Below are 23341 nucleotides of genomic sequence, written 5' to 3'. Positions count from 1 at the left end.
ATCTTCTGAGCGGGGCGGGAGGCAGCGATGCCACCCGCCTCAGGATTACTGACGAATTAACATATACAGGCGGAACAGATAGACCAGCAGTACCGCTGAAATCAGGTTGCTAAGCGTATTCGCCACTACCGCGCCAACATTTGGCGTTAATACCGCAAAATTCGGTGCAAACAACAGCAGGAGCGTTTTGGCGAGCAGCCAGCCGATCACGGCGGGAGCCACCAGACGCATATTAGCCCATGCCAGCCTGATGCTGCTGCGCATCGCGGTAAAAATCCCCATCTTATCCTGCACGACCATCACGGGCGCGAATGAGAGCACGATAGCCAGTAATACGCCCGGCACCACGACCAGCATAATCCCCATTTGCACCAGCAGGGTGGTTAAAAAGATCAGGATAAACAGCTTAGGTAAGACTGGCGCACTGGCACCAATCGCCCGTAAGGCGCTGACCCGGTGACCTGCCGATACTAGCTGAATCATCAGCAAAACGCCGCCCGCCAGAACCGCATTACCAATCAGGCCTGAGAACGTGGATGCGGCAGACGCCCGCAGCAGAATTTGCTGCTGTTCAGGGGTCATGTTTTGCACCAGTTCAAATAGTCCCACGCTTCCGGCAAGGTGGTCGCCCTGGCTCAGGCTGGCAATCTGTTCATCACTCGGTGAGAAGGCATGGCCCAGCACCACCGTGATAAAGGCACATAGCAACGCGATCAGTAAAAAGGTTATGAACTGATTGCGGAAAAAGTTTCCCGTGTCACGGTAGACAGACTTCGCCGTGATAGACATGCACTCTCCTTGAGTATTGCAGGTGTTAATTAGCCGGCAATTGTACACCGGATGCACCTGCTGTGGCAGCATCAAGGCTTGTATGGAAAAGCATATCTTTGTAAAGCGGCGGTAATCCAACGCGCGCCCGGGCACGATTGCAGGCTTCGTTGACCTGCCCATCTTCTCCCGACATGGCAAATTCCCGGCACGGGCTGGGCCGATCCTCATAGATGGAACACCGGGTAGAGACCCCGGGCTCACCCTGTAGCGCCATACAGCGGACCTGCTTTTGGTTAGTGCCGCTCATGCAGCGCAGAAAAGGCGTTAGCGGCTCTGTGAGATGAACCGGAACGGTACCGCCGCCATCGCTGGCTTCGGCCCAGTAGAAAGAGACTCGAAAATACGCACAACAGGCTCCGCACGTCATGCACGGGTTGATATCACTCATGGCACACCTGCTAAAGAAGAACGCATCAAATCAATTTGTAAGAGCGATAAATTATCCAGCCGCCAGAGGAAGAGCAAGAGGGGGAAAAGGGAAAATTTTGTAACTGTGAAATGCCAAAAATTGACATGGGAACAACTTATCGCTTTTGGGTGCGTAACAAAAAATTAATCCAGATCAATGAATGCTAAGTTACTGGTTTTAATGTGATCTGTAGCAGATCACTTATTACTCATTTGTGAGTATATTCTCACCCGCGATTAAAACCACAACGATGGAGCGGATATGAAAAAATTAGCGGTGGCAGCCCTTGTATTAAGCAGTCTCTCTGGCGGCGCGTATGCGCATGAAGCAGGCGAATTCTTTATTCGTGCCGGTTCGGCTACGGTTCGCCCAACTGAAGGATCGGATAACGTGCTGGGTATGGGCGGTTTTAACGTCAGTAATAACACCCAGTTAGGGTTAACGTTCACCTATATGGCGACGGAAAACGTTGGTGTTGAGCTTCTGGCTGCAACGCCGTTCCGTCATCGCGTGGGTCTGGGCGCAACCGGTGATATCGCTACGGTTCACCATTTACCGCCAACGCTGATGGCGCAATGGTATTTTGGCGATGCCAGCAGCAAGGTGCGTCCTTATATTGGCGCCGGTGTGAACTACACCACCTTCTTTGACGAGAAGTTTAACGATACCGGTAAAGAGGCCGGTCTGACGGACCTCAGCCTGAAAGATTCATGGGGTATGGCGGGGCAGGTCGGTCTGGATTATCTGATTAACCGCGACTGGCTGATCAACGCCTCGGTCTGGTACATGGATATTGATACGGACGTACGCTTCAAGGCGGGCGGTCAGCAGCAGAGTATCAATACTCGCCTGGATCCGTGGGTGTTTATGTTCTCTGCGGGTTATCGTTTCTGATCCGCCGTCAAACTGGCCACAGGGTGGCCAGTTTGCTTTGCTCACTTCAAAACGACGGATAAACCGGCCGCTCATCAAGCTTTACGCAGTGCCTCAGGATCTTTTCCCCATCATATAAATAGCTGAAAGCGTCGCTGGACAGGGAATGAAAAAGAATATCGCCGTTGGCAAACGGGATAATTTCGGTATCACCCGCACGTTTATGTCCCGCACCGGTTTCAAAATGACCTTGCCATCGTTCCTGGGTATGGTCATAAACGTGCAGAATGACCTCGACAAGTCCTCTTTGCGGACAATTAAGGCGCAGGAAGGTAGAAGAGAAATTCAGGGACAGCGCATGGAAGGGAATCAATAAGGCGAAAACCAGTAAAGCTCGTAAATACATCAAACCGCGAAAACCTCCTTCAAAAGGGAAATGAGATTTTACTTAAGTCAAAAATTGCGTTTTTGCCGTGGATCAAGATGTCCTATAATTCAATAGGATAAAGGCCCCTTACGAGGCCCTTAGCGATCACTTCTGAATCAAATAGCGAATGGTCGGGCCATCCTGCTGGATATCCAGCACCGTGTAGCCGTGGTTTTTTGCATCCAGCGGAATGTTGTTAATGGACTGCGGGCAGTCGCTGACCACTTCCAGAATTTCCCCTTTCTTGAGCTGCGGTAGCGCTTCAAGCGTGGCAACAGCCGGATAAGGGCAGGGTTCACCGACCATATCCAGACGGTAATCGGGCACGATCTCTTTCATGCAGCATTCTCCTGGGTTTCTGCTTTAACACTCGCACGACGAAAGAAGCGTTTCTCCTGCGCGATAACCAGTAAAAAAGCGACCAGCAGCAGGGCGTAGGTAACGAGCAGGCCGCCGAGGGGGCCGAAGGTGCTCAGCAGGTTGACCTTGTCCCAACTCGTGGCAAGCGCCGGAGACAGATCGTCCCAGAAGTACGCCAGGATCGTCGAGCCGATAACATTCCCCAGTCCTACCCACCAGTAATGCACCTGACCTTCAACGGCGCGGTACATCCAGCCGGTTTCGCATCCGCCAGCCAGTACGATCCCGAAGCCGAACAGCAGGCCGCCAATGACCGCGTTAGGACCGGCCCACATGATTTTCGGTTCGACGCCGAGCTGAACATAGCTGAAGATACCGATGGCGCTGACCGCCATACCGGCGATAATCGCCTTCGCCATCATCGTCCGACCGGTGATCCACATATCGCGAAACGCGGAGGTAAAGCAGATCTGCGCGCGTTCAATGAGCAGACCAAAACCCACGCCGAACAGCATCGCCAGGCCAAGTTTGGGCTGGTTCATCGCAGTGCATATTGCCCAGGCGACCATAGCAAAAAAGACCAGCATACCGAGGCGGAAACGGCGACGCGCCTGAGAGGGCTTTTGGGTTAACGGAGACGCTGCGCTGACTTTTGTCATTTTCACCGGAATGCGGAACAGCGGCAGCAGGGTGAATTTTGCGCCAAAGTAAGAGCCGATGGCCGTGGCGACAGCAAAAAACCAGGCGTGAAGCGAAAACTGAGGAATCCCCGTAAAGAAAGCGGCAAGGTTACAGCCCATCGCCAGACGGGCCCCAAACCCGGCAATGATACCGCCGACCACCGCCTGCATAATACGAATACGGCTTTTGGGCATACGCAACTTAACGTTGTTTGCCCACAGCGCCGCCGCGAAACAGCCGCCGAACATGCCGACGATCATCATCCCGTCGATGCGGGTAAGCGGTGTGCCGTCCAGATGAATGAGTTTAAAGTACCCCCACTCTTCGGTATGCACGCCAGCGAGCTGCAGCAATTGACCACCCCAGCGGGTGAACTCGCCGGTTACGGCCCAGAAGGTGCCGGTAATGCCGAAATAGTAGGTAGAGAGAATGCCTGCCGCGATAACGGCCGGAACGGGTGACCAGAACTTAACGAGGTAAGTCTGTTTGAAGTGTTGCCATGACATGAATAAGCCTCTGAACTCAGAAGGTGTAAGTGAATTTAACGGACTGGAATATATAACTTTTTTCCTTTCTCCAAAACCTCTCCAAAAAGTTTCTCCCAAATACCGACCTTTTTTATGACTTTTATCACTAAATCCTACGTCTTATCCCACGCGGATAAAGCGTCGTGAGGCGACTGAACAAGTGTTGAATAAATATTTAAATGGTTAATGTTATGTTAAGTCATGCTTGAATGGGATGTTGGCGTTTTCAATGGCGAAAACTGATTCTATAACTACCGATGAGTTCATGGTCATCCACCAGAGGTTATTCCGGATTTCAAAGACGTGGGGTGACTTATGGTTAACGTTATTTTTTTTACGTGCTGAAAGTTGTCGGGTCGTAAACATAAAGTATAGCGATATCAAAGATGACATATTGCATCTTGAGGCCACACCAAAATTTGAGTCGCGGACAATTAGACTGTGCAAGATACTGCGTCAGTTATTTAAACAAAGAAAGGTATCTAACCCGCAGGATGTCTATGTTTTTCAGAGTAAATCCAATCGCGTGAAAGGGTATGCAAAGCCAGTTACAACGGTAGCGATGAACATCGCGCTAAAAGAGGCCGCCAGAGAAATTAGCAATAAAAACATTACCATGAAAAGCGCCCTGCAGGTAATGGGCTAATAAGGTGATAATGTCCCGAGCCGACGATTGTTAACCAGGTCTGGCTACTTTTAGCCAATCTCGGCAAAGCAGTGAAACGCGCAATTAAGTATTAGTGTGCTATTCATTACAATTAATATTAACGCGGAATAAGATGTGTCGTGAAAATAAAAAAGTGAACCGTCTGGCTGAGATGCCAGACGGCAGAAGGATTATGCTTTACGCGTCGCCGCTTTCATTGCGGTCACAAATGCTTTCAGCTCGGCCAGCATCTGCTCGGGCTTGTCCACGTTCTTTTCGATGATCTTCACAATCGCGGAGCCGGAGATTGCACCTGCCGCCTTCGCGTCAATCGCTGCAGTGACCTGATCCGGGGATGAAATCCCGAACCCCTGCAGCGGAGGCGCGGCATGGTACTCGGCCAGCTTCTCCACCAGATGATGCAGCGGCAGTGCGGCTTTATTCTCGGCACCGGTCACGCCAGCGCGGGAGAGCAGGTAGGTATACCCGCGTCCGTAAGAGGCAATCTGGCGCAGCAGTTCGTCATCAGCGTTCGGTGGGCAGATGAAAATCGGGGCGACGTTATGGCGCATTGCCGCCTGACGGAATGGAGCAGACTCCTCAACCGGCACGTCTGCCACCAGAACGGAGTCGACGCCCACGCGAGCGCACTCGGCGTAAAACTCATCGATACCGCGGTTGAACACCAGATTGGCGTACATCAACAGGCCAATCGGAATAGTCGGGTGCTTCTGGCGAATCGCCGCCAGCATCTCGAAGCACTGGGTTGGCGTCACGCCGGAGGCAAATGCGCGCAGCGTCGCGTTCTGGATGGTCGGGCCATCCGCCAGCGGGTCAGAGAACGGAATACCCAGCTCCAGCGCGTCGGCGCCGGCTTCAATCAGGGTGTCGATAATCTTCAGCGACTGTTCCGGGCCCGGATCGCCCAGGGTGACGAAGGGAACGAACGCGCCTTCCTGGCGGGATTTCAGCTCTGCAAATACGTTATCGTAGCGTTCCATCAGATTTCCCCTCGTGCTTTCAGAATATCGTGAACGGTGAAGATATCTTTGTCACCGCGGCCGGAAAGGTTCACCACCAGCAGCTGTTCTTTTTCCGGGTTTTCTTTAATCATTTTCAGAGCATGCGCCAGCGCGTGCGAAGACTCCAGCGCCGGGATGATCCCTTCGCTGCGGCACAGCGTTTTAAAGGCTTCCAGCGCTTCGTCATCGGTAATGGAGACATAGTCCGCGCGGCCGGTACTGTTCAGGAACGCATGCTGTGGCCCGACGGACGGGAAGTCGAGGCCGGCAGAAATAGAGTAAGACTCTTCAATCTGTCCCTCATCGGTTTGCATCATCGGGGATTTCATACCGAAGTAGATCCCCACGCGGCCATGCTTCAGCGGCGCGCCGTGTTCACCCGATTCAATACCGTGACCGGCAGGCTCGACGCCAATCAGACCCACGCTGGTGTCGTCGATAAAGTCTGCGAACATGCCGATGGCGTTAGACCCGCCGCCAACGCAGGCGATCACCGCATCCGGAAGGCGGCCCTCTTTTTCAAGGATCTGCGCTTTGGTCTCTTCACCGATCATGCGCTGGAATTCGCGCACGATAGTCGGGAACGGGTGCGGGCCCGCCGCGGTACCGAGCATATAGTGTGCGGTTTCATAGCTGCCGGACCAGTCGCGCAGCGCTTCGTTACAGGCATCCTTCAGCGTCGCGGAGCCGCTGTGCACAGGGATCACTTCCGCCCCCATCAGACGCATGCGGAAGACGTTCGGAGACTGACGCTCAACGTCTTTCGCCCCCATATAGATGCGGCATTTCAGGCCGAGCAGGGCGCTGGCAAGCGCAGAGGCCACGCCGTGCTGACCTGCGCCGGTTTCGGCGATGATTTCGGTTTTACCCATACGCTTCGCGAGCAGCGCCTGGCCCAGCACCTGGTTAGTTTTATGCGCGCCGCCGTGCAGCAGGTCTTCACGCTTCAGATAAAGCGTGGTTTTGGTGCCTTCCGTCAGGTTGCGGCATTTGGTCAGCGCGGTCGGACGACCGGCGTAATTTTTCAGCAGGTCGGTAAATTCCGCCTGAAACGCCGGATCCTTCTGCGCGCTGACAAACGCTTCTTCCAGCTGGCGCAGCGCGGGCATCAGGATTTGCGGGACGTACATCCCGCCGAACTCACCAAAATACGGGTTAAGTAATGTCGTCATCTTCTCTTCCTTAATATGCACGCAGAGTTTTAAAAACCGAGGCCAGCTTGCTGGCATCTTTAATACCCGGTTGGGACTCTACGCCTGAATTGAAATCGAGGCCTGCGCAGCCGGTTTTGGCGGCTTCTACGCAGTTATCCGGGCTTAATCCGCCCGCCAGCAGGACGTTGTCCAGTTTTTCGCCGTTCAGCAGCGACCAGTCAAAACGCTGGCCGGTGCCGCCCTGGCCGTTATCGAGGACGTATCTGTCCACATGGTTGAGGTTACGCGAGGGCAACGTATCGCCGACGCTTTGTGCTTTCCAAATCTGTACCTGTAGTCCCAGCGCGGCGCGCAGGGCATCGATGTAGCTCTGGTCTTCATCGCCGTGGAGCTGCACCGCGCTCAGGGATAACGCGTCGGCTTTTGCAGCAACGTCTGCAATATCCGCGTTGCGGAAAACGCCCACGTAGCTGAGCGAAGCTGCTGCGATGACCTTACGCGCCTGCTCTTCGCTGACCGCGCGAGGGGAGGAATCGACAAAGATCAGCCCGCCGTAAATCGCCCCGGCTTCATACGCGGCCTGGGCATCCTGTTCACGGGTTAAGCCGCAGACTTTGTTTTCACCCAGCAGCACGCGGCGCACGGCAGCATTGAGATCGTCATGCTCCATCATGGCGGAGCCAATCAGGAAACCGTTGGCGAAGTGGCTCAGCTCGCGCACCTGGGCATAGCTGTTAATGCCGGATTCGCTGATAACCGTCACGCCAGAGCCCAGACGCGGCGCCAGCTGGCGGGTACGGTTCAGGTCAATGGACAGGTCGCGCAGATCGCGGTTGTTGATCCCGACCACTTTGGCTTCCAGCGCAATCGCGCGTTCCAACTCCTCTTCGTTGCTCACTTCGGTCAGCACGCCCATGTTCAGACTGTGCGCCACGGCGGAAAGCTGGCGATACTGCTCGTCGTTGAGCACCGAGAGCATCAGCAGGCAGGCGTCGGCCTGGTAAAAGCGCGCCAGCCAGATCTGATACGGGTCGATAATAAAGTCTTTGCACAGGATCGGCTGCGGCGCGATGCCGCTGACGATCGGCAGAAAATCGAAGCTGCCCTGAAAATATTTCTCATCCGTCAGCACGGAGATGGCTGACGCATGATGCTTATAAATGCCGGCAATACGCGCCGGGTCGAAATCGTCACGAATAACGCCTTTAGACGGGGAGGCTTTTTTGCACTCAAGAATAAACGCGGTGCGTGCACCCTGCAGGGCATCATAGAAACGACGTTGGCTTGGTACGACGTCATTCTGGAAACTGGCAAGCGGCTGCTGTTGCTTGCGGGCTTCCACCCAGATGGCCTTATCGGCAACGATTTTCGCTAAAACGGTCTGCATTCTTTACCCTCTTGCCGCAAGTGCGGTAACGCGATCGTAAGCTGCACCGGAGCGCAGTACATCCAGAACTTTTTGAACGTTAGCCTTCAGGTCTTCCTCACCGTGCAAACGCATCAGCATGGCGACGTTGGCAGCAACGGCGGCCTCATGGGCGACCTCTCCCTTACCTTGTAATAAGCGCGTCAGAATGTCACGGTTTTCTTCCGGCGTACCGCCAGCCAGCGCTTCCTGGTGATACGGCGCGAGGCCGAAGTCGGCAGCGTCCAGCTGATAGCTGAGGATTTCTCCGTCGCGCAGTTCAGCCACCAGCGTCGGCGCATGAAGAGAAACCTCATCCATACCGCCGCTGTGCACCACGGCGGCACGTTGATAACCCAGCACGCGCAGCGTCTCGGCAATCGGCAGAACCAGTTCCGGGCTATAGACACCAATCAGCGCCAGCGGCGGGTGCGCCGGGTTGATCAGCGGGCCGAGCACGTTAAACAGCGTGCGGGTTTTAAGCTGCTGACGAACCGGCATCGCGTGGCGGAAACCGGTGTGATACTTCGGCGCAAACAGGAAGCAGACGCCCAGGTCATCCAGCGCTTCACGGGAACGCTCGGCGTTCATATCGAGATTAATACCGAATGCGGCGAGCAAATCGGAAGAGCCTGACCGGCTGGAAACGCTGCGGTTACCGTGTTTTGCGACCTTCAAACCACACGCCGCCGCCACGAAGGCGCTGGCGGTGGAGATATTGATGCTGTTACTGCCGTCTCCCCCGGTGCCGACAATATCGGCAAACTGATAGTCCGGGCGCGGGAACGGGGCGGCATTTTCCAGCAGGGCCGTAGCGGCACCGGCGATCTCCTGCGGGCTTTCGCCGCGCACCTTCATGCTCACCAGCGCGGCCGCCAGCTGTTCAGGTTTCAGCTCACCGCGAACCACGGCGGAGAAGAGCTGGTGGCTCTCCTGCTGGCTCAGGGTCTGCGCCTGGTACAGTTTTTCCAGAATCGGCTGCAGGGTATTGGTCTGCTCCAGCTTCTGTAACGCCCAGTCGAGCGTCTGCTCCAGCAGGCGGGCGCCGTGGGAGGTCAGGATAGATTCCGGGTGGAACTGCAGGCCGCAGACGCGGTCCGCATCGTGGCGCACCGCCATCACCATGCCTTCAAACGAGGCGTTGATGGTCAGCCCGGCTGGAATATTGCTGCCAACCAGCGAGTGATAGCGCGCGACCGGGAGCGGGTTCGGCAGCCCGGCAAACATTGCCTGGCCGTCATGTTCAATGCTGGACGCTTTACCGTGCAGGATCTCACCCGCCTGGCCAACGTAGCCGCCATAGGCTTCAACAATCGCCTGATGACCAAGGCAGATGCCGATAATCGGCAGCTTGCCGCGCATACGGGTCAGCAGCTCCGGCATACAGCCCGCTTCGCTCGGTGCGCCTGGCCCCGGAGAGAGCATCAGCACCGGGTTTTGCATGGTTGCCAGACGGTCAATCAGGGTCTGCGCCGGAACGTGGTTGCGGTAGATAACGACGTTATGGCCATTCGCACGCAGCTGATCTGCCAGGTTATAGGTAAAGGAGTCGATATTATCGAGCAGCAGAATGTCAGCCATCAGAAAATCTCCTGTGCATGGTGTGCGGTAGCAATGGCGCGAAGGACCGCACGGGCTTTACTGCGCGTTTCGTCAGCTTCAGACTGCGGAACAGAATCAAGGACAATCCCGGCACCCGCCTGGACGGTGGCAATACCGTCTTCAACATAGGCGGAGCGGATCACGATGCAGGTATCCAGGTCACCGTGGGCCGTGAAGTAACCCACCGCGCCGCCGTAGCTGCCGCGACGGCGTCCTTCGGCAGCGGCAATCAGCTGCATAGCGCGCACTTTCGGCGCGCCGCTCAGGGTGCCCATGTTCATGCAGGCGCGGTAGGCGTGCAGCACGTCGAGGTCGTGGCGCAGCTCGCCGACCACGCGGGAGACCAGGTGCATCACGAACGAATAGCGATCGACTTTAGTCAGGTCAGCCACGTAGCGGCTGCCGGGGGTGCAAATGCGTGCCAGATCGTTACGCGCCAGGTCAACCAGCATCAGGTGCTCGGAGAGTTCTTTGTGGTCGGTACGCATTTCAAGTTCGATGCGGCTGTCCAGATCGCGATCCAGGGAGCCATCGGCGCGACGTCCGCGCGGACGGGTTCCGGCAATCGGGTAGATCTCAATCTGACGGCTGGTGGCATCGTACTTAAGCGAGCTTTCCGGCGAGGCGCCGAAGAGCGTGAACTCGTTGTCCTGCATGAAGAACATGTACGGGCTTGGGTTACTCTTTTTCAGCACGTCGTAGGCTGCGAGCGGCGACGGGCAGGGAAGGGAGAAGCGGCGTGAAGGCACCACCTGGAAAATTTCCCCGGCGCGAATCGCCTTTTGCATCTGGCGAACCACGGCACCGTACTGGTCGTCAGTCTGGTTAACGTCGCATGTCATTTTTTCCACTCGCTGCACCGGAAGTGCAGGCGGCGCTTCCGTCATCTGCTGCTGCAGTTGAGCGATGCGGTGCTCAAGACGGTTTTTCTCAGCGGGAGAGGGCGTGAACAGGCTTGCCTGGATGCGGGTGTATTGCTTCTGGTGGTCGATCACCAGCAGCGTTTCAGCCAGATAGAAGCAATAGTCCGGGCAGCGATTACCCTGCTCGGTTTCCGGCAACTCTTCAAATCCGGCGACCAGGTCATAAGCAAACAGCCCACCAAAAAACATCGCCTCACGCTCGTCTTCCGGCACGGTGACCAGGTTCTGCAGCAGGCGGAAGGCGTCGAAAACGGACAGGGAGCAGAGGCGCGCGTCTTCGTCCAGCAGCTGGCTCACCGGCGGGAAATGCAGAATGCGCATTTCTGGATGACGTTCGTTTTCAATGCCTGAAGGCAGGGCGGCGTCCAGCAGCGGCAGCAGCGATGCGCCATTGTCTGACAGCGCCTTGATTGTGACGGTGTCACCTAAAGCGGTAATGCGCAGCGCGCTGTCGACCAGCAGCAGGCTCTTGAGATCGTCCTTGCTGTCGATATCCGCAGACTCCAGCAGCAGCGTCGCCGGACGTGCACCGCAGACCTGATGAAACAGCGCGGTGGGGTTGTGGCGATAGGCCGCCTCGCAGGTCAGCAGTTCGAGGTGTGGTTTGGCTGTTTGCATGATTTTATTCTCATTTTCTGTTCAAAAAAAAGCCCGCTTGGAAGCGGGCTGGGTATCTGTTTGCATTTCGCAGACGCGTGACACTGCCCGAGGATCAGGAAGTACGCCACCAACCGTGCAGAGTGAAATGTGCTGTCATTTTCAGATACCTTTCTCGTGTGAACTTGTGTACTAGTTAACTAGTTCGATGGCAAGTTGTCAACCCTTGATTTCAGAATTTCGCGTTAAGTCGGTATCATGGTGTTTTCGGATGTCTCCAACCTGTTATGGGAAGTGCTTTGAGCGATACCACCTACGCCATTATTTATGATTTACACAGCCATACTCAGGCCTCTGATGGCCTGCTGACACCCGAAGCCCTGGTTCATCGTGCCGTTGAAATGCGCGTCGGCACGCTGGCGATAACCGATCACGATACGACAGATGCCATTCCTGCGGCGCGCGCTGAGATCGCCCGCAGCGGGCTGGCGCTGAATCTGGTGTCCGGCGTCGAGATCTCAACCGTCTGGGAAAACCATGAGATTCATATCGTTGGCCTCAACATCGATATAGACCATCCGGCACTGACTGCATTTTTGCAAGAACAAAAAGCGCGCCGCACTCAGCGTGCAGAGATGATCGGCGAGCGTCTCGAAAAGGCGCATATTCCGGGCGCGCTGGAAGGCGCACAAAAGATGGCGAACGGCGGGGCGGTCACTCGCGGCCATTTCGCCCGTTTTCTGGTCGAAGCGGGGAAAGCGACAACCATGGCGGATGTTTTTAAAAAGTATCTGGCGCGCGGGAAAACCGGATACGTTCCGCCACAGTGGTGTACAATAAAACAAGCTATTGATGTGATTCATCATTCTGGCGGTAAGGCCGTGCTGGCCCATCCGGGACGGTATAATCTTTCTGCTAAATGGCTGAAAAGGCTGCTGGCACACTTTGCCGAATGCGGTGGCGAGGCGATGGAAGTCGCGCAGTGTCAGCAGGCGCCCAACGAGCGTGCGCAGCTCGCGACCTATGCCCGCCAGTTTGGCCTGCTTGGGTCACAGGGGTCTGATTTCCATCAGCCCTGCGCCTGGATCGAACTGGGGCGCAAGCTCTGGTTGCCCGCTGGCGTTGAGCCGGTCTGGCAGCTCTGGGAACAGCCGCAGCAAATTGAAGAGAGGGAAGTATGAGTCAGTTTTTCTATATCCATCCGGATAACCCGCAGCCACGTCTGATCAACCAGGCCGTGGAGATCGTCCGCAAAGGCGGCGTAATTGTCTACCCGACCGATTCAGGTTACGCGCTGGGCTGTAAAATTGAAGATAAAGGGGCGATGGAACGCATTTGCCGCATTCGCCAGCTGCCGGACGGCCATAACTTTACCCTGATGTGCCGCGATCTCTCTGAGCTGTCGACCTATGCGTATGTCGATAACGTGGCGTTCCGCCTGATTAAGAACAACACGCCGGGTAACTACACCTTCATCCTGAAGGGCACGAAGGAAGTACCGCGTCGTCTGCTGCAGGAAAAACGCAAAACCATCGGCATGCGCGTGCCGTCGAACCCGATTGCGCAGGCGCTGCTGGAAACCCTCGGCGAACCGATGCTTTCTACCTCGCTGATGCTGCCGGGAAGTGAATTCACCGAGTCCGACCCGGAAGAAATTAAAGATCGTCTGGAGAAGGTGGTCGAGCTGATTATTCACGGCGGCTATCTCGGCCAGCAGCCGACCACCGTGGTCGACTTAACCGAAGATGCACCGGAAGTGATTCGTGAAGGCGTGGGTGACGTAAAGCCTTTCTTGTAAATAAGGTTTTTAATGTCTGAAATTAAGGGAAGAGCGGAGGCTGGATCTCTCCAGCCTTTGGCGGTCATCTCACTTTTTTGAAGATGAGCAGGATCAGAGGGACGCATACAGCGAAACCAATGATAGAGGCTAAAGCCGAATCAGAGTGATTTTGCGAGAGCTCATTAACTAACCAGGTGCATTGAGAAGGGGTAAATTCTCCGCCCTGGCTCATTGTCTCTGAAAAGTTAAGAGCGAAGACAAGATCGAAATAAAGCACGATAACGTAATACGCTACGCAGATCAGCGCGATACTCATCCACCTGATCCAGAACTTTTTATTTATCATCGTAAGTGCTTCCCAATGAACCGCCTACTGTACCGCCTGAGTATGGGGATGTTGAGCCTACAACAGCAGCGGAATCGGCAGCAGCTTGTTGAATTTTTGCACTCCCTCCCATTGGTTGAGGTTTATTTTTCTCGGTGTTAGGGTACTGCTGTTTGAATGTATTAGTCATTTCGACAACGAGCATTGAGGATAAGTCTGCACTCTTTGATTCAAGATAACTTTGCAGTGAAACCGGAATAGTAAAATCTTCTTCTATGTTGATTGGTAGCTGTGTTGTCGTGGATGTGTAACCGTGATCGAATAACTTTGAGCCAGCAAACTTGATCCCCTCAACTGAGTGGGTGGTACAGTTGCTACCAGTCACATCATACTTATCAATCGTGTGGCCTCTTCGCTTTGTACCGTCTTGCATGTTTGGCGTTTGAATTGGTGCTACACCGCCAATCCAAAGGTTTTCGAAGAATTTACGGGTTCTTTTAGAATCTGCATCATCAATGCGGAAAGCGCGAGCACCCATTTCATAAAGTTCGTATCGGTAATAATTACGCGCATCTTCATCTTGGAAAAAGTCTAAAATCCCATCCCCAGTGAAGGTACTTTTATCAGTGCGCCCATAGCGTCCATAGGTATATAGATAAATGCTGTTATTTTCATGCACCGAAACGAAAGCATGACCTGCACTTGTTGTTTCAATCCAGAGGTAAACGCCGTTAAGTAGCGGGTTATCTTCAGGCTTGCAGGGGTCAGCAAAGCTATTTTGCTTCTTCGCTGCCTGTTCATGTTGTTCAGGATCTGACTGTGGGAGAAATGTTGATGTAAGAATCTCTTCTGTGATACCTGAATGTTTCAACGATGAGAGAGTATCTTGTTCATAACAGTCGGGAATGGTAGGGATGAACCTGGCCTTGCACGGACAGGAACTGACGCTGTCCAGTGTTCCCGCCAGTCTTCTTCCATCGTTCCACATGTCAGATGTGCCACCCAATATTTTATATGTCCCAGGATGCTTGCCGCATGACACCTGGTCACCTTCTCGCGCTCCGGCTACACCATACCAAGTTAGCGTTTCATCCCCAGTCAGTATCTTCCCTTTGCAGGTAGTCTGATCACCTATCCGTAGATAGAAGCCCATTGCCATAAATCCCTCTACTTTGTATGAATATAACCAACCTGACTATTTTACACACAGTAATTTCATGGGCAATAATGTTCGAACGAAAGTAAATTATATCAATGCCCAAATCACGCTTTTGGGCAAGAGGGATGTTTCGGGAAACCGGGTTCGTACTCAAGAACCTGATCCAGCTTGCCAGTTGCTGGACTTAAACTAAAGAAACGTGAAGAAGCATTCCTAACGAAGTTAATGTAATATGTCAGGCCACGTTTGTGTGGGTGTCCTAATTGTGATGCCCTTTAATGTAATAAGTACTTATATTACAATGAGAAGCTTTTTAGCTGGCTCATTATTTCATAAAGTACACCAGACGCCTGTGAAGGCGCACAAGATAAATATTAAGTCATTTATAATCAATGATTTAATGTATTTCGGTTAGTGGTTGTTACCACCATGTGTGACAGCCATTAGCCGCATCTCGACTCTCATCATGCATGTACACCTTTCCCTGCCGTTCATGTCTTCGTTGGTACGGTCCAATACTCGGTATTAATACGGACAGACTTATTGGCTCGTCTTGTCTAAAATCTGTTAGTTGCGCATTGTATGCACCTTGGTTAACCTAAGATTAATCTGATGGCAGTGGTGGAGATGCGTGATGTACGAAGCTCTGTTAGCGGTTTGTATGGTAGATTTCAAGGAAGGGTAACTGCTGATGAAGAATAGTATTCTTGCTGATGCTTTGTTGAATGCTGCAAAAAATAGCGAACCTGAAAGCGCTATCACCAAACTTGTTGCATCAAGTGCTGGAGAACAGCAAAAACAAACCAAAAGAAAACTTCATGCTCAAGAAATGTCTCTACCTGAATTGATCAGGGTAAAAAATGAATACTCTGAAAAAATAAACGATCCGGTAACGTCTAATGAGAAGAAGAAAGAAATTTCAGAAATCATTAAATCACTTAATTACGAAATCAGGAATAGAACTAAGGATACGCCTGCACGAAGCCTAAAGGAACCTCGCTCAATATTTAAGCAGGAAAGGAGAGTTGCCCGCGAAAATTATAGAAAATCTATTCAGGTTAGATCTTTCAAGAAAACTATCCCACCGAATCAGTTTACCATTAGCCATGAAAATCGTAGTTTCCTGCCATTGAATGAGAAGACTTTGGAGCGAGAAAGATTGCGTAAAGAGTTAATAGCCAAAGAAGCTCAGGCTGAGTTGGAGAGAATGGCTTTAATTTCTCGCGTCACGCATACTAAAATTATTCAAGAAGAAAGAGCTGATACGAGGAAAACATCACCTGTAAAGGTAATCACAAAATTAGATACCAATTCAATAACCAAAATTGAAGTGCCTGAATTTTATTTTAATAGCGAACTTTACAGTCAGTTGATAAGGACTATCCCTGTCACGCAAGCGTACAAGATCGCAAAAAGCCGTGAACTATCTTCAAAATATTACGAAAGTAAAGTTGAATCAGGTAAGTATACATATTTTAACACGCTCGCTTACTTAATCTCTTTAAGAGGTAAGAACGAAGCAGATGCGCGTGAAATAGCCAAGGAAAAAGGACAGTCTGAGAGGATTTTGTATGATTTTATCACAGTAGGGTATAAAATTTCTCTTGATCAAAAAGATTCTGGCGCGGTAAGAAAGAAACAAGAGAAAATTAGTTCCTATCCTGAGTTGGTTGATCTGAAATTAATTTCGAGTAATGTTCAGCGTACATTGCAGTTAAGAAGAATCAGTGACCAGCAAAATTTCCGAAGGAGAGTTGAGACCAACTTCAAAGGTAGATGTGCAGTCACGGGGCAGTCAATCCAATCTTTACTCCAAGCCTGTCATCTGGAGGATTACAGCTTTTCATGCAACATGGATACGAGTAATGGCATTCTTCTAACCTCAGATTGCCATCGAATGTTTGACAATGGCCAACTTGGAATAAATCCAGATACCTTAACTATACATTTTAATGTCAAATGTATTTATTCACAAATGTTCGAAGGTAAAATTATTGGTGATCATTCGTTATCACTGGATAAAGATAAATTAAGAAAAAAATGGGAACTATTCTTAAATACGAAGAAAGTGATTTGACTAAACTGCTATGTTTTAGAGAGTGTATGACACAGCCCAGAAAGCAAGCCCAATTATCATGACGATCCCTATTAGGTAAAATGCATTAATCGTATTTTTAGCTGCCTGAGTGTAGCCTTTTCCCTTTCCAACATTAACATGGCACCAATTATTGAAAGCCTGGTGATGCTTAAGTTTTGTCTCTGATGCGGTTTTGGTGAACTGACCACTACGGGGTTTGTATAGCAAAACCATATCTTCCACGATCACTGTAGCATCTGGTGGAAAATCTTGCGGAATGTCCTTCACCTTTTCAGGGTAGAGCTTGCGGAAATCTTCTGCTAATAGTTTCCGTTCTCCGTAGGCGTAAATTTCGTGTTGGCTTCCATACCATAACTCAATGTTGCTGAACCCACGGCGCACCATGTCATCAAGTTTCGGGGCTATCTTCTCGTATGTTTTAGAGATAGTGACCATTTAAAGCCCCTCCACATATTTAATTTGTTATCCCAACAACCGCTGCAAATTGTGCACCAAATGGGGTCCTTTTTATTAAACCTTTGCCAAGGTTTTTGGGGTAATCTGTGCCATATCCCAAATCATCCTTTAAGTATTCGTCCCTCTCTTTTAAGGTATCGTAGACTTGCTCTTGACCATCTAAGTGTAAATCATATTTAACTTCAACAAGCCCTAATCTGATCCAGTTCTCAATATATGATGGAATATTTTTATTATAAAATGGTTTATTATTACTGGTTATTGGCAATATGTGTGTATATCCTGCAATATAAGAAAGAGTGCCTTGTTTTTGATAGACTACTCTACCAATACATTTTGGTGCGTTGTTTGTCAAATATAGTTTTAACAAATGAGCTTCTAAGTTGGTCAGTTGTTTGATAATCTCAACAAATGCAGGATGCGTATCTTCTGCCGTGTCAGAGTTCATAGAAGAACTTATAAGGTTCAGATACATCTCTTTAAGATTAACCTCTTCGTGACAAAATGCTAACCCTTGCAAGGCAGGCCCAGCGATTGATGCCTTAGGTTCAACAATATTTTCTGCGGGAATAGATTGAGTTTTTTCTTCGAGATCTTTCTTAAATGCCTTTTCAAAATAGGCTTTGGCTTTATCAATCCCATAATTAACGGCAGCTAATGGTAACAGGCAATTTTTAACTGTTTTACTAATTATGACCGCCGATTCACCAAAGTTTTTAGAAGCTGTTACTGTATTTTCATCATTTTTAGCAAGTTCCATCAAATCTTTTGCAACCTGAGCTGTGACCGTCAAGGGCTGTGCGGATTGTGGATTTTCAGCTTTTTCATCAGACATTACGCATACCTATATTATGGGTAATCATTTGTGAAAGTATATTATCAAATGTCTTGAAGCATTTGCACTGTTTGTATGGTCAATGTTTCAAGACGTATGGTTGCTTTTCAAGATGCGCTATTGCTGGAGCTGCTTAATGAGGTTTGATATGGCATTCCCGGTTTTTACCCTCGCAATCCCCAAATATCAAGGGCATGGTGGAGGTTGTACGGTAGCGCATCGAGGAGTCACGGGCGCTGGTGGCCCCGGAACTGGTGATTGGTTGGCTACTTTCGCGGTTTGTTAGGCTGTGGCTTGTTCGGTCTTGATACGCTGGACGGTGCTGGTGGACACGTTGAAATCTTTCGCTATGGTTCGGATAGACTGACCAGCGGCAAGCGCAGACATAATCCCTAAGCGGTCAACCGCTGCGCCATTGCCGCGAGCGCCTTTGCGTCCCGCTGCTTTGGCTGCTGCGTATCCTTCTGCCTGACGTTCGAGGAGCTGCTCACGTTCCATTTGTGACATTGCGGCAAAGATGTTTAGCATCAGGTTGCTGGCGGCGTTGGCTTTTGCTCCTGCTGTAATTCCTTCCTTGTGGAACTGCACGGATGCCCCCTTGTCTTTCACCTGCTCGATAATGTCCAAAACATCACGAATGTTTCGCCCTAAGCGGTCGAGGCTGTGAACATGGATCACGTCATCTTCACGAACATAAGCGATCATCTCTTGGAGCTGTGGACGGTTGGCATTCTTGCCGCTCACTTTCTCTTCATACTTCTTATCGAGTGTCACGCCGTCGAGCTGGCGCTCTGTGTATTGTTTATCTGTACTCACTCGCACATAACCGATGTTAGCCATTTTGTTCTCCAATCCGTATCGAAATAGTGTGTATCGATTATTGTCGTATCGATTAAATAGATCAAGCTATTTCGCTACGATTTACAAGGGGTTTTGAGGGGGGAACGGCCCAGATCGGGGTGTGTCGAAGTAGTATGCTATTTCGCTACGCCTGATAGAACGTGTATTTGATGGCGTAGTTTTCTAATCGCCAGGGGAAACGGGAGTTGATTACAAAGTGGTTCCACTGATAGGAAATAAGTTCAGGGTCGCTGGTGGTTCGTTCCTCTGTTACGTCAACAACTTTTTCCCCGTCGCGGTGAGCTTCCCACTCACTGCGGTGGATGTAGTAGCCGGGGAGCCATTCGATGATTGGCGTATTAGGAATGATGCGAGGGAAATGGTCTGCGATGCTCTCAGCGCTTCGCGCCTCTGCTTTAAGCTGGTGCTCTTGCTGGATAGCTTCTCCTGCAAGCTGGCGTTCAACTTCGGCTAACCGCTGTGCTTTGCGTCCGTTCTGGAAAAAGTCTTCGTATACTGCGTTTCTGCGTCGTGCCACGTAATGGCCTCCTAAGTAGAAATTGTGATTATTTTTGAAGCCCTGGCGTTGTGCTGGGGCTCGCTGGGCGGGCATGTGTGCGGCTATACTCGCCGCCCGGATGGGGCGCGAGTACAAATTCGCTGTACGACTGATTTTAAGTTTCAGTTTTGAGAACTTGTTCAGCAGATCGCTACACCATGACGAACGTCACGGCGAGCGGCTGAAATGGGGCGGCTAATGCCTTGCGGGAAACTCTGTCTCCTCTCCCCGTTAGAAAACGGTGAAGTTGATAAAGATCTAAGAATACTTGATAAATAGCCCTGTTAGCCTTGTAGCCCTGATCAGGCCAGTGGCGGCGCGGATTTCAAAATACAGGGCTAAAACCATAGCCCTGTAGCCCTGATCACTGGGCCGGGTAATACTTATCAACAAACCAGGAGAGAACACTCTCCGGGATCTTGCTGCTGCCGTCCTGCGGCGCTTGATACCAGACTGATTTAAGCCCTGCGCGAGTGCTCACTCTGGCGCTCATGTACCCGTTATCACGTAGCCATTGACTCGCATCCTGTGGTCGTGGGAATGATGGGCAAGCGTCATGAAATGCCTGGAATGCAAACGCCGGATTTTCTCCGGTGAAGATCTCCGCTTCGTTCTGCTCTTCCGTTATGCTGGCTTGTTTCATACGCTCAAGTGCCAAACTGAACGGTGGGCGATACGGATTGAAGGATTCCAACGGGTAAGCCATTAGCCAGGCGTGTACGGCTTCCAGACCGCCTACGGCGAGCCAATCAGCAAGACGGGCAATAAACTCTGCTGTTTCTTCCCTGTTCGCCCGGTGGCGTATGTAATGGGTGCAGTAATGGCGGCGATCATTCGCCTCCACTTCAATCGGACTCTCACTGTTGCTGAACGTGAAAAACCGGGTGTAAGTGGCTACCTTTCGAGGCTGCTCATACTTCCTGTTAATCTCGATCATCGGTTCAGTCTGGATGCTTTTTAACCGATCTGCCATGTTACGTCTGGCTGGCGGTGGGTCATCGAACAGGATCAGGATTGTACGGGCCATCGCATCATTGTGGACGCCCGTCAGGGTGCCGTAGTTGGAGTAAAGCGTTGTCTGGTGCATCAGGAGCGGCGAGAGGATTTGATTGAACAAAAAACCTTTGCCTGTCCCGGTATCACTCGGAATAACGATGTGCCAGCTTGGGCGCTGTTCCGGGTGCTGGAACATGTGCGCCATGTATGCGCTCACTGTGTCGCGGTCTGCCTGGTCAGGGAAGAGCCTCGCCAGATACTCAAGCCAGAGAGTCAGATCTGCGGCTGGTGTCTTGTCGCTGTGCCAGCGCCTGAACGTATTCAGGGTTCCATTCTGATCGATACCGTATGGCTTAGCCGGGTTGAAATCGTAAACTTTGATGAATGGAATGTGATCCCAAAGAAGGTTTAAATAATCCCGCCGCCACTTTCTACCAGTTGATAAATGGTATTCCCTTTCGAGAATGTCCAGACAGTGATTTGTATTCGTGGGGATGTGGTGGAGGAGTATTTTACCTTGAGCGCTGATAAACGCGTACTTTTCTGCTTGTAAATGGTCAATCAGTGGTCTTATTTGTTGCTTTTCTGTCATCAGTGCCCTCGTTCATAGCATTTCGTAAAGTTTTAATAATGAATGTTGGGCGGCTGTCCTCGCCCTTATTTGCATCAATCCAGCTGAGCACGTCGCGTGCAATAATGAGTTTCAACATTATTTGTTATCCTTAGTTTTGAAGATGTAGCCTTCGGAAAGTAACCACTGATAGAACTGACCAATGGTGATTTTATCTACTGCTTTGTCGAATAACTCTGGCTTGTTCAGTGGTTCGAGCTTGATTTCTGATTTCTGCATGTCCTGTTGCTGGTGGCTCCAATAGTGCTTTAACCAGGCTAAGGATTGTTGCGGGTTTTTGGTCATCGGTAATACTCCAGGTGGTGAAGTTGGTCAAAGCGGACGGCATAATACACCGCAAATTGTTTTAAGATAATTCCGAAGTCATCTTCTTTGAGAAAGCCGTTCCTGCGGTCGAGCGCTGCGTCGTATAACTCATCGTACAGATCGCTATAATGACCGAAATAAACTTCCCACAAGAGCGGTGTGAAATCTTCACGATAGGCAATACCGGATAAGATCCGATTAAAATCGCCTTCAATGGCATTCGTCACCCGGTTCAGGATAAGGCGGCAATGTCCCGTTCTGTGGTCGTGGTCAATAACTGGATCTGTCAGTGGTGAGCCTGTTATGAAATCTTTCCCACCCTGCTCGGCGGTCATCATTTCGCGGTAGGCGCTGGCACTTTTCTGAGAGAGCTTCGACGGGTTGCGCTTCTGTGCATATTCTTCAAACATCCCCGCCTCACTTCGCATTCTCGGAAAGGGCGACACGGAGACGGCTGGCGAATGTCTGGGCCTCGGCTGCTGCTGCGGCTTGTGCGGCTGCTTCTGCACGTTGACGGCGTTCCTCTTCGGCTACGGCTTGAGCGTAACATTCTTCTGCCTGAGCTGTCAGGGATGCCATTAGCTGGGCTTCTGCCTCTGCGGTGAGAGTGGCACGGTCTGCCTCGATTTCCCCTTGCTTGCGGTTTAGCACAATGCGAATTGCAGGTTCCCCTGCGTTGTAGAACGGCTGGCGGTCATAGTCGGCTATGGTGTATCCGTCGAGGATGGCGGCTTGTAACGTAGTGAGGATCACTGGGTAAAAATCTGAGATGCTGAACACATCAGACAGATGGGATTCGATGAACTCAGATACATACTGGTCACGCTGGGCTTTGAACTCGGTTTTCACTTCACGCATTAATGCGGCTGGAAGTTTAGTCATGCTTCTGTTTTTCCTTGATTTCTAATAAACGTTTGATGTTGATGCGGTTGCAACGTGGGCAATAAAAAGGACTCTTCCCACCGACCAGGTAAGACGTGACGTAATAAGTTTTGCCCTGGTAAAATTCCATGCCGATGTAGGCACTCTGCAACCATCGGTTGATTTCGCGGTGGTCGTTGCCATTGCTCCACTCGTTTACGAAGTCCTCGAAGGTGAAGCAATGTTGCATCACTTCCTCAGCCCAATACATAAACGCTACTCGCTGCGGGGTGGTAGGCATCCCGTATTGACGTAGCCTGTCGCGGTAAACGTGGAACTCGAAGCGGGGGAGCCATTCGGCAATGGTTTTTAATTTCTGACTTTTCAACTGTACTGATTTTCCTTATGTTCAAATGCAGGAAAGCCCCCAGGAAGGAATGATCCAAATGTCCAACACAACCACCCAGATCGGGTTCTGGGCTAAGGAGAAAAACATTCGGCAACCTGGAGGCTTTATTCTGCGGAGAGTATGCGACGGTGCGCACGATCATGCTGCTACTATGCGGAATAGCGGCGGGGGAGTAGATTCAACGGGCTGCGATTGACAAGATCGCCGGGTATGCCCTCAACATTGCCTCCCTAATATTAATAATACCACAAATGAGAATTAATTGCAACAACTATTTGTTGACTTTTGTTTTTAAATGTGATTCGTTGATTGTGTTGTCTGGATCTGCATAGTTGAAAGTGGATTGCGGGAATACAGTGAAACTGTCAGAGAGAACGGCCCGGAGCACTCATTTAGAGCGTAGGCATTTGATGGGGGACTGGTGAGAGGCTTCCGCTGTCAACAACGTCAGGTAGCGCCGCTGGTGGCTCTGGGAATCATCTTCTGGATGTTGCAGGGCGATCCCCTGGTATCGTTATTGCATCAGTGAGAAGGGCGACTGCTTACCATGGGCTGCACGATGTGCCAGCTTGGGCGCTGTTCTCGCTTCGTCTGCTGCGTTGTGCGCTGCTTTCTCTCAAAGGATGGGT

The 23341-nt window shown here is 51.3% G+C and carries 27 protein-coding genes and 1 other annotated feature; of the genes, 5 read left to right on the top strand and 22 right to left on the bottom strand.

Annotated elements, in window-relative coordinates; all coding sequences use genetic code 11:
• Nucleotides 1-45: 45 nt before the first annotated feature.
• A complete protein-coding gene (locus KIF87_RS02075; protein ID WP_094934670.1) occupies nucleotides 46-789 on the bottom strand; it encodes a YciC family protein in 744 nt (247 codons plus the stop codon).
• Nucleotides 790-814: 25 nt separating this feature from the next.
• Nucleotides 815-1219 (bottom strand): YkgJ family cysteine cluster protein, encoded by a 405-nt coding sequence (locus KIF87_RS02070; RefSeq protein ID WP_213327760.1) that lies wholly within the window; start codon nucleotides 1217-1219, stop codon nucleotides 815-817.
• A gap of 282 nt (nucleotides 1220-1501) precedes the next feature.
• On the opposite strand from KIF87_RS02070, the gene ompW reads away from it, so the two are divergent.
• Nucleotides 1502-2134, top strand: coding sequence for an outer membrane protein OmpW (gene ompW / locus KIF87_RS02065; protein ID WP_023312086.1), 633 nt, complete (start codon nucleotides 1502-1504; stop codon nucleotides 2132-2134).
• A 46-nt stretch (nucleotides 2135-2180) separates the two neighbouring features.
• Here the strand turns inward: ompW and KIF87_RS02060 are convergent, their stop codons facing one another.
• From KIF87_RS02060 to yedE, 3 genes are all read right to left on the bottom strand, one after another.
• On the bottom strand, nucleotides 2181-2519 hold the full coding sequence (locus tag KIF87_RS02060; protein WP_071995940.1) for a hypothetical protein: 339 nt from the start codon (nucleotides 2517-2519) through the stop codon (nucleotides 2181-2183).
• A 126-nt stretch (nucleotides 2520-2645) separates the two neighbouring features.
• Nucleotides 2646-2879, bottom strand: a complete 234-nt coding sequence (gene yedF, locus KIF87_RS02055; RefSeq protein WP_003856774.1) for a sulfurtransferase-like selenium metabolism protein YedF — start codon at nucleotides 2877-2879, stop codon at nucleotides 2646-2648.
• Nucleotides 2876-4087, bottom strand: coding sequence for a selenium metabolism membrane protein YedE/FdhT (gene yedE, locus KIF87_RS02050; protein WP_213327759.1), 1212 nt, complete (start codon nucleotides 4085-4087; stop codon nucleotides 2876-2878). Before yedE ends, yedF begins: the two co-directional genes overlap by 4 nt.
• A gap of 250 nt (nucleotides 4088-4337) precedes the next feature.
• On the opposite strand from yedE, the gene KIF87_RS02045 reads away from it, so the two are divergent.
• Nucleotides 4338-4754, top strand: coding sequence for a hypothetical protein (locus KIF87_RS02045; RefSeq protein ID WP_213327758.1), 417 nt, complete (start codon nucleotides 4338-4340; stop codon nucleotides 4752-4754).
• Between the two features lie 191 nt (nucleotides 4755-4945).
• Here the strand turns inward: KIF87_RS02045 and trpA are convergent, their stop codons facing one another.
• From trpA to trpL, 6 genes are all read right to left on the bottom strand, one after another.
• Nucleotides 4946-5755: a tryptophan synthase subunit alpha gene (gene trpA, locus KIF87_RS02040; RefSeq protein WP_023312082.1), complete on the bottom strand. Its 810-nt coding sequence runs from the start codon at nucleotides 5753-5755 to the stop codon at nucleotides 4946-4948.
• Nucleotides 5755-6948 (bottom strand): tryptophan synthase subunit beta, encoded by a 1194-nt coding sequence (trpB, locus tag KIF87_RS02035; RefSeq protein ID WP_032656715.1) that lies wholly within the window; start codon nucleotides 6946-6948, stop codon nucleotides 5755-5757. The genes trpA and trpB overlap by 1 nt, the downstream gene beginning before the upstream one ends.
• Before the next feature lie 10 nt (nucleotides 6949-6958).
• Nucleotides 6959-8317, bottom strand: a complete 1359-nt coding sequence (gene trpCF / locus KIF87_RS02030) for a bifunctional indole-3-glycerol-phosphate synthase TrpC/phosphoribosylanthranilate isomerase TrpF (RefSeq protein ID WP_213327757.1) — start codon at nucleotides 8315-8317, stop codon at nucleotides 6959-6961.
• 3 nt (nucleotides 8318-8320) lie between these two features.
• Nucleotides 8321-9916, bottom strand: a complete 1596-nt coding sequence (gene trpD / locus KIF87_RS02025; RefSeq protein ID WP_159514355.1) for a bifunctional anthranilate synthase glutamate amidotransferase component TrpG/anthranilate phosphoribosyltransferase TrpD — start codon at nucleotides 9914-9916, stop codon at nucleotides 8321-8323.
• The gene (locus KIF87_RS02020; protein ID WP_193940675.1) at nucleotides 9916-11478 is read right to left on the bottom strand and encodes an anthranilate synthase component 1; all 1563 of its coding nucleotides are present in this window, start codon (nucleotides 11476-11478) and stop codon (nucleotides 9916-9918) included. The genes trpD and KIF87_RS02020 overlap by 1 nt, the downstream gene beginning before the upstream one ends.
• Before the next feature lie 23 nt (nucleotides 11479-11501).
• Nucleotides 11502-11596: a sequence feature (Trp leader region), on the bottom strand.
• Nucleotides 11573-11617: a trp operon leader peptide gene (gene trpL, locus KIF87_RS23555; RefSeq protein WP_106993556.1), complete on the bottom strand. Its 45-nt coding sequence runs from the start codon at nucleotides 11615-11617 to the stop codon at nucleotides 11573-11575. Its footprint overlaps the feature before it by 24 nt.
• 139 nt (nucleotides 11618-11756) lie before the next feature.
• Here trpL and rnm point away from each other — a divergent pair, with 139 nt between their 5' ends.
• Complete coding sequence (gene rnm / locus KIF87_RS02010) at nucleotides 11757-12638, top strand: RNase RNM (RefSeq protein ID WP_213327756.1); 882 nt, start codon at nucleotides 11757-11759, stop codon at nucleotides 12636-12638.
• Nucleotides 12635-13255, top strand: a complete 621-nt coding sequence (locus KIF87_RS02005; RefSeq protein WP_003856793.1) for an L-threonylcarbamoyladenylate synthase — start codon at nucleotides 12635-12637, stop codon at nucleotides 13253-13255. The genes rnm and KIF87_RS02005 overlap by 4 nt, the downstream gene beginning before the upstream one ends.
• Before the next feature lie 64 nt (nucleotides 13256-13319).
• On the opposite strand, the gene KIF87_RS02000 is transcribed toward KIF87_RS02005, so the two are convergent.
• Nucleotides 13320-13583, bottom strand: a complete 264-nt coding sequence (locus tag KIF87_RS02000) for a hypothetical protein (protein WP_213327755.1) — start codon at nucleotides 13581-13583, stop codon at nucleotides 13320-13322.
• Nucleotides 13573-14721, bottom strand: coding sequence for a PAAR domain-containing protein (locus KIF87_RS01995; RefSeq protein ID WP_213327754.1), 1149 nt, complete (start codon nucleotides 14719-14721; stop codon nucleotides 13573-13575). Before KIF87_RS01995 ends, KIF87_RS02000 begins: the two co-directional genes overlap by 11 nt.
• Nucleotides 14722-15412: 691 nt before the next feature.
• Here KIF87_RS01995 and KIF87_RS01990 point away from each other — a divergent pair.
• Nucleotides 15413-16798, top strand: a complete 1386-nt coding sequence (locus KIF87_RS01990; protein WP_213327753.1) for an HNH endonuclease signature motif containing protein — start codon at nucleotides 15413-15415, stop codon at nucleotides 16796-16798.
• A gap of 15 nt (nucleotides 16799-16813) precedes the next feature.
• On the opposite strand, the gene KIF87_RS01985 is transcribed toward KIF87_RS01990, so the two are convergent.
• The 9 genes from KIF87_RS01985 to KIF87_RS01945 form a co-directional block, all read right to left on the bottom strand.
• Nucleotides 16814-17254 carry a hypothetical protein gene (locus tag KIF87_RS01985; RefSeq protein ID WP_213327752.1) on the bottom strand — a complete coding sequence of 147 codons (441 nt, stop codon included), beginning with the start codon at nucleotides 17252-17254 and terminating at the stop codon, nucleotides 16814-16816.
• Nucleotides 17255-17273: 19 nt separating this feature from the next.
• The gene (locus tag KIF87_RS01980; protein ID WP_213327751.1) at nucleotides 17274-18110 is read right to left on the bottom strand and encodes a DUF4393 domain-containing protein; all 837 of its coding nucleotides are present in this window, start codon (nucleotides 18108-18110) and stop codon (nucleotides 17274-17276) included.
• 282 nt (nucleotides 18111-18392) lie between these two features.
• Nucleotides 18393-18950 (bottom strand): recombinase family protein, encoded by a 558-nt coding sequence (locus KIF87_RS01975; protein ID WP_213327750.1) that lies wholly within the window; start codon nucleotides 18948-18950, stop codon nucleotides 18393-18395.
• A gap of 145 nt (nucleotides 18951-19095) precedes the next feature.
• Nucleotides 19096-19488, bottom strand: coding sequence for a hypothetical protein (locus KIF87_RS01970; RefSeq protein WP_213327749.1), 393 nt, complete (start codon nucleotides 19486-19488; stop codon nucleotides 19096-19098).
• Between the two features lie 385 nt (nucleotides 19489-19873).
• Entirely contained in the window at nucleotides 19874-21097 is a 1224-nt protein-coding gene (locus KIF87_RS01965; RefSeq protein ID WP_213327748.1) for a primase-helicase family protein, read from the bottom strand.
• A 117-nt stretch (nucleotides 21098-21214) separates the two neighbouring features.
• Nucleotides 21215-21421: a hypothetical protein gene (locus KIF87_RS01960; protein WP_043876083.1), complete on the bottom strand. Its 207-nt coding sequence runs from the start codon at nucleotides 21419-21421 to the stop codon at nucleotides 21215-21217.
• Nucleotides 21418-21852, bottom strand: coding sequence for a hypothetical protein (locus KIF87_RS01955; protein WP_213327747.1), 435 nt, complete (start codon nucleotides 21850-21852; stop codon nucleotides 21418-21420). The genes KIF87_RS01960 and KIF87_RS01955 overlap by 4 nt, the downstream gene beginning before the upstream one ends.
• Before the next feature lie 7 nt (nucleotides 21853-21859).
• Complete coding sequence (locus KIF87_RS01950; protein WP_213327746.1) at nucleotides 21860-22324, bottom strand: hypothetical protein; 465 nt, start codon at nucleotides 22322-22324, stop codon at nucleotides 21860-21862.
• Nucleotides 22317-22691, bottom strand: a complete 375-nt coding sequence (locus KIF87_RS01945) for a hypothetical protein (RefSeq protein WP_213327745.1) — start codon at nucleotides 22689-22691, stop codon at nucleotides 22317-22319. Before KIF87_RS01945 ends, KIF87_RS01950 begins: the two co-directional genes overlap by 8 nt.
• Nucleotides 22692-23341 lie beyond the last annotated feature (650 nt).

The sequence above is a fragment of the Enterobacter sp. 120016 genome (assembly GCF_018383635.1).
In the GTDB taxonomy this organism is placed as follows: Bacteria; Pseudomonadota; Gammaproteobacteria; order Enterobacterales; family Enterobacteriaceae; genus Enterobacter; species Enterobacter asburiae_D.
This window is presented reverse-complemented; position numbering and strand designations above follow the sequence as displayed.

What these genes read in the sequence shown, in the direction of transcription:
- trpB (WP_032656715.1), bottom strand. Translation starts at nt 6,948, where the DNA reads ATGACGACATTACTTAACCCGTATTTTGGTGAGTTCGGCGGGATGTAC.
- KIF87_RS02005 (WP_003856793.1), top strand. Translation starts at nt 12,635, where the DNA reads ATGAGTCAGTTTTTCTATATCCATCCGGATAACCCGCAGCCACGTCTG.
- trpCF (WP_213327757.1), bottom strand. Translation starts at nt 8,317, where the DNA reads ATGCAGACCGTTTTAGCGAAAATCGTTGCCGATAAGGCCATCTGGGTG.
- ompW (WP_023312086.1), top strand. Translation starts at nt 1,502, where the DNA reads ATGAAAAAATTAGCGGTGGCAGCCCTTGTATTAAGCAGTCTCTCTGGC.
- KIF87_RS01965 (WP_213327748.1), bottom strand. Translation starts at nt 21,097, where the DNA reads ATGACAGAAAAGCAACAAATAAGACCACTGATTGACCATTTACAAGCA.
- KIF87_RS01980 (WP_213327751.1), bottom strand. Translation starts at nt 18,110, where the DNA reads ATGTCTGATGAAAAAGCTGAAAATCCACAATCCGCACAGCCCTTGACG.
- KIF87_RS01960 (WP_043876083.1), bottom strand. Translation starts at nt 21,421, where the DNA reads ATGACCAAAAACCCGCAACAATCCTTAGCCTGGTTAAAGCACTATTGG.
- KIF87_RS02075 (WP_094934670.1), bottom strand. Translation starts at nt 789, where the DNA reads ATGTCTATCACGGCGAAGTCTGTCTACCGTGACACGGGAAACTTTTTC.
- KIF87_RS02045 (WP_213327758.1), top strand. Translation starts at nt 4,338, where the DNA reads ATGGCGAAAACTGATTCTATAACTACCGATGAGTTCATGGTCATCCAC.
- KIF87_RS01995 (WP_213327754.1), bottom strand. Translation starts at nt 14,721, where the DNA reads ATGGCAATGGGCTTCTATCTACGGATAGGTGATCAGACTACCTGCAAA.
- yedE (WP_213327759.1), bottom strand. Translation starts at nt 4,087, where the DNA reads ATGTCATGGCAACACTTCAAACAGACTTACCTCGTTAAGTTCTGGTCA.
- KIF87_RS01955 (WP_213327747.1), bottom strand. Translation starts at nt 21,852, where the DNA reads ATGTTTGAAGAATATGCACAGAAGCGCAACCCGTCGAAGCTCTCTCAG.
- KIF87_RS02070 (WP_213327760.1), bottom strand. Translation starts at nt 1,219, where the DNA reads ATGAGTGATATCAACCCGTGCATGACGTGCGGAGCCTGTTGTGCGTAT.
- KIF87_RS02060 (WP_071995940.1), bottom strand. Translation starts at nt 2,519, where the DNA reads ATGTATTTACGAGCTTTACTGGTTTTCGCCTTATTGATTCCCTTCCAT.
- KIF87_RS02000 (WP_213327755.1), bottom strand. Translation starts at nt 13,583, where the DNA reads ATGATAAATAAAAAGTTCTGGATCAGGTGGATGAGTATCGCGCTGATC.
- trpD (WP_159514355.1), bottom strand. Translation starts at nt 9,916, where the DNA reads ATGGCTGACATTCTGCTGCTCGATAATATCGACTCCTTTACCTATAAC.
- yedF (WP_003856774.1), bottom strand. Translation starts at nt 2,879, where the DNA reads ATGAAAGAGATCGTGCCCGATTACCGTCTGGATATGGTCGGTGAACCC.
- KIF87_RS01950 (WP_213327746.1), bottom strand. Translation starts at nt 22,324, where the DNA reads ATGACTAAACTTCCAGCCGCATTAATGCGTGAAGTGAAAACCGAGTTC.
- trpA (WP_023312082.1), bottom strand. Translation starts at nt 5,755, where the DNA reads ATGGAACGCTACGATAACGTATTTGCAGAGCTGAAATCCCGCCAGGAA.
- KIF87_RS01990 (WP_213327753.1), top strand. Translation starts at nt 15,413, where the DNA reads ATGAAGAATAGTATTCTTGCTGATGCTTTGTTGAATGCTGCAAAAAAT.
- KIF87_RS01985 (WP_213327752.1), bottom strand. Translation starts at nt 17,254, where the DNA reads ATGGTCACTATCTCTAAAACATACGAGAAGATAGCCCCGAAACTTGAT.
- KIF87_RS01975 (WP_213327750.1), bottom strand. Translation starts at nt 18,950, where the DNA reads ATGGCTAACATCGGTTATGTGCGAGTGAGTACAGATAAACAATACACA.
- KIF87_RS02020 (WP_193940675.1), bottom strand. Translation starts at nt 11,478, where the DNA reads ATGCAAACAGCCAAACCACACCTCGAACTGCTGACCTGCGAGGCGGCC.